General features: G+C 46.7%; 3 protein-coding genes and 1 tRNA gene. 3 read left to right on the top strand and 1 reads right to left on the bottom strand.

Translation table 11 applies throughout. The features are described 5' to 3' along the window. The first annotated feature begins 249 nt into the window (after positions 1 to 249). The 3 genes from Q8M98_02750 to Q8M98_02740 all read left to right on the top strand — a co-directional run bounded on the left by Q8M98_02750 (position 250) and on the right by Q8M98_02740 (position 2,293). Positions 250 to 325, top strand: a tRNA-Phe gene (locus tag Q8M98_02750). Between the two features lie 38 nt (positions 326 to 363). Further along, a complete protein-coding gene (locus Q8M98_02745; GenBank protein MDP3113672.1) occupies positions 364 to 1,899 on the top strand; it encodes a hypothetical protein in 1,536 nt (511 codons plus the stop codon). 19 nt (positions 1,900 to 1,918) lie between these two features. Beyond that, entirely contained in the window at positions 1,919 to 2,293 is a 375-nt protein-coding gene (locus tag Q8M98_02740) for a response regulator (GenBank protein MDP3113671.1), read from the top strand. A 257-nt stretch (positions 2,294 to 2,550) separates the two neighbouring features. Here Q8M98_02740 and Q8M98_02735 read toward each other — a convergent pair whose 3' ends face one another. After that, entirely contained in the window at positions 2,551 to 4,149 is a 1,599-nt protein-coding gene (locus Q8M98_02735) for a sugar transferase (GenBank protein ID MDP3113670.1), read from the bottom strand. Positions 4,150 to 4,562 lie beyond the last annotated feature (413 nt).

Genomic DNA, 4,562 nt, shown 5'->3' with positions numbered 1-4,562 from the left:
CAAGGCAGACAAAATCTACTCCCTGCTGAACGTCAAAGTCTTCAAAAATCAAATCATCTCTAAACACAGAGTTTAGTGCCTAACTGAAAAATGACTGTCATATATACCAATAACTTAGTCCCTAAAATGCGAAACTTGGGTTAGGTGAACGGGAGAGCAGGTGAGTTGCATAGTTGGTCCACCTTTCCACCTTTCCACCTTTTCCGCTTGACAAAAAAAGCCCCTCCCAAGTCTTTGGCCTTCGGCGAAGGCGAGATAGCTCAGCCGGTAGAGCAGAGGCCTGAAAAGCCTTGTGTCCCCAGTTCGATTCTGGGTCTCGCCACCATCATTTAACCGGCGCTGTGCGCAGCGCCTTTTTTATTTATGATATTTACGCTCAGCAATCTCCGTTTCCCGGTGCGCCGGAATTATGATCTGCAGCGAGAGATCGCCCGCAAATTGAGGATTCCTGCGCATGCGTTTGAACTAATACAAATCCTGCGTCAGGCGGTGGACACCCGCAAATTCGATTCCCCCATCTATGATTTCAGCGTGCTGCTGGATATTGATTCGTCTCCTGTATCCAATCGTGATCTGGCTATCTATGGGAAACTTACGCTTCCAGAGAACATTCCGGTTGATTGCGAAGATCCGCATCCTTATATCATCGGCATGGGACCTTCTGCTTTGTTCTGCGCTTTGGGTATGGTGAAGAGCGGGTTCAAACCTTGTCTTTTCGATCGCGGAGACGAGATCACCAAACGGGCTGAATGTGTAGAACGATTTTGGAGCGATGGAACTCTTGACGAGGATTCAAACGTTCAATTCGGCGAGGGCGGTGCCGGAACATTTTCCGATGGAAAGCTCACCAGCCGCTCAAAAGATCCGATCGTTCAGGAAGTGTTTGAGCTGATGATTGGCTTCGGAGCGCCACCTGAAATCGCGTATGAAGCTCTCCCCCACCTTGGAACAGATGGAATCAGGGCACTGGTAATCAAGATTCGCAAACATCTTCTTGAACTTGGCTGCCGCTTTTTCTATCGCCACACGCTGCAGGATATCGATCTGCAGGGAAACAAGATCAGATCGGCTACTATCAATGGCGAGAAACACCGTCCCGAAACTGTGATCCTTGCGCCCGGAAACGCAGCTCGCGATACCTTCGCAATGCTGCACAAAAGGGGAGTAAGCTTGGAATCAAAGCCATTTTCCGTGGGTTTTCGCATCGAACAAACACAAGCTACGATCAACCGCAACATCTATGGTTCCGAGCGATGGGCGCAAATCCTCGGTCCGGCAAGTTATCGTCTCACGGATAAAAATAGCGGCTCCTACACTTTTTGCATGTGCCCCGGCGGGATGGTCATCGGCGCCGCGTCTGAAAAGACTGGGATCGTTACCAATGGAATGAGCTTTTCCACCCGAAATAATAAATGGTGCAATAGCGGCGTGGTGACCGGTGTGGATGAAAAAGATTTCGGAAACGGGTTATTCGACGGAATATTTTTCCAAAAGCATCTGGAGCAGAAAGCCTTTCTTGCTGGATACCAAGCTCCGGTTCAAGCCGCAACAGACTTTGTTCGTGGCAGTTACAATTCCCAGCCGCAATCCAATAGTTTCAGACCTGGGACATGGTGTTGCGATTTTTCCACATTATTTCCCGATGGAGTGGTTCAAAAGCTTAAATCTGCTTTACAAAAATTCGATCAGATTATCAATGGTTTTTTTGGCGATGCATTGTTGATCGCGCCGGAAACTAGGACTTCTTCTCCCATTCGGATTGTTCGAGACCGAAACCTGATGCACAGCGTTTCAGCGTCCAATCTTTATCCCGTGGGTGAGGGTAGCGGATATTCCGGAGGCATAATCAGCAGCGCCGCGGATGGACTCAGATTGGGAAACAGATTTAAAATACGTTAATATAAAGCAGGTACGAAAAATGGCAAAAATACTCGTGGTAGAAGATGACAACAGCTTTCGGAATGTATTGGTGCAGATGTTGGAAAAAGCGGGATATGAGGTGAAGCAAGCCGAGGACGGCAATCGCGCCCTTGCGATCTGCGAAACATGGGAACCAGATGTGGTTCTTACCGATATCATTATGCCCGATAAAGAGGGTCTGGAGACGATCCAGGAATTACTGAACTGCAAATCAGACATCAAAATCATCGCCATGTCCGGCGGCGGAAAGTTTGGTCCGGATAGCTATCTCCCTCTGGCAAAGAAGCTTGGCGCCAAAGCAGCCTTGCATAAGCCATTTATGCGAGATGAGCTGCTTTCGACTATCAGTAGAGTGCTGGAAGGCAGTGATTGAGTCCCAGATAGCGGTGATATTCATCTCTTTTTTCAAGTGAACAGGTGAACGAGTGATCAGGTGAACGAGTGAAGGGATGAGCTACAGAGTTGGTTCACCCGTTCACCGACAAACATCTCTCTGATGCTTTGGATTTGAATAAAAAAAAAGGCGGGATCGAAATCCCGCCTTTACAATAGCTATGAGTGTTTTGTAGAAAATATCCTATATATCCTGATTTTCCTGTGCTCCCCAATTTGGTGTCTTGTTCATCATGTTCACTTACTCCTCGCCCTTTTCACCAAGATATTCCATACTCCTTTCCAGAAATAAGTCCAATCCGTGCGAAATGGATGTTTCATCTTTCTATCAATATAGCGGCGTTCGGATTCCACGATATCTTCAATGCTGTTGGGCATATCGGCATAGAAGGGGGGGAGCAAACCTGGTTTGAGCTTCAGGCGAAGCTGTTGCATCTCAGGGGGATATAGGTTGAAATAGTGTTCGCTGAGGGCACGCACACCCACTAACGACAGCTCGCCTTTGAGGAAATTGAGAATCTGGGGCAGCTCGTCTATCCACATGGCGCGCATGATCTTGCCCCAGGCGGTTACGCGGAAGTCGTCTTTGAACTTCCCGCCTTCCTGGAGCGCGTTGGTTTGATACACATAATCCTGAAGGTATTCGCTATATGGGTGCATGGTTCGGAACTTCTTCACATAGATGATCTTTCCGTCTTTACCTTTGCGTTTCAAACGGATAAAAGGACCGTATGTGGGGTTTGGATCGGTTCGGTGTTCACGGGCTTTTCTCAGGATAAAGTGCATCGTGTCATTGATTTCAAGTTTGTGGATGAGGTCAAATCCACAGAAATAGAATCTGCCTAACATCTCGGTTTCGGAGAGGGCACGGTTCTTGCCTTTGGTGAGAGCAAAATACCAGCCCTGCAAAACTGGGAGCTTGGGGAAAACGCGCCGGATAAGAAAATCAAAGAAATAGATGAATATGCCGAGATATGGCGTGAAACGGTGATAGATCTGATTGCGGCGCTGGGAAATGGTCTGTCCGTGGCAAATGAAGACGCCACCATCGACGAGTAGTTCATTCACTTTGATCAGATAGAGGTTGATGCGGCGGAAATCATTGATCCGGTGGAGGTTGATAAATATCTGCCGTGATTCCGGGCTCTCGTTTTGGATATTGAAATATGTTTCGGAATGGAGCACCAGGGTGCCGGTTTTGCCAAACTTGGTGAGATCGAGGTAGTCGTTGACGAAATCAAAGAGTTTCGGATTATCGGCAAGATAGCTTTGCCAGAGCGGAACCAGGATACTGTCTTCCGGGCTGCACTCGGAATATGGCGGATTGTAGCTGGAATTGTGGATACTGGGTATTGAACTGCTGCTATCGAGGAAGAACTTGGGACTTTGGGATTCTTCCAGCGCTTTGGATCGGGTCACCAGTTTGGTGCTGGCAAAGGTTTTGTTTGCCTTGTGAAACCGCAGAGCATAATAGACCCCCACAAAAAGAAAAAGCTCGATCGCAACGCTGCCAAGGATCGTGCCGAAAACGATGCCGCGCGAATAGTAGAACTTGCGGAATACATACATCAGCACAAACACGAGCATGACCGCTACGGCATCACATTTGAGGATGCGCTTGATCAACTCTCCGGCGTTGCCGACCTTTTTTAGCGAGTATTTGAGCCCCCAGATCCCCGATCCGATCCAAATTAAAGTAAATGGAATCAGCGATCTTGAATATCTTGCCAAAATCACCCTCGTCCCCGTGCGGATCTTTGCAATAAACAAAAACGCGAACACCACGATAGCGATGTCCAGGATGAAAAGCGAGTATTTGGTGATCTTATATTTCATGATGATTTATGGAACACTGATGACGTGATGAACATGATTGATAATGATTTATAGAACACTGATGACTTGATGAATATGATTGCAGTAAAAAACATCGATTTTTTTTCTGTGCCTCGACAGATAAGCCTTGTTTTTCAAGTTCAAAGAGGAGTGCATTCTCATATACTTTTTCTAAAAAGCCATAACTCAATTTATTATAGACTATGAAGAAGCATCTTATTACCATATCGGTCAAGTCACTGTGCAAGTATTTTTCATCTATCATTATATCGCTCTAGTAGAGCGTCCCATATTTAATGTTGCATAGTCTTGGTTTCGGATTATCTTATCTCTTGAGAATACTTATCAAGAGGAGATACACATGGACCCGAGAAGAAAGAGATTACCTTTGGTAGTTGATGCCACTGTTAAAG

Source organism: Candidatus Cloacimonadaceae bacterium, from assembly GCA_030693415.1.
Classification (GTDB): Bacteria; Cloacimonadota; Cloacimonadia; order Cloacimonadales; family Cloacimonadaceae; genus JAUYAR01.
This window is presented reverse-complemented; position numbering and strand designations above follow the sequence as displayed.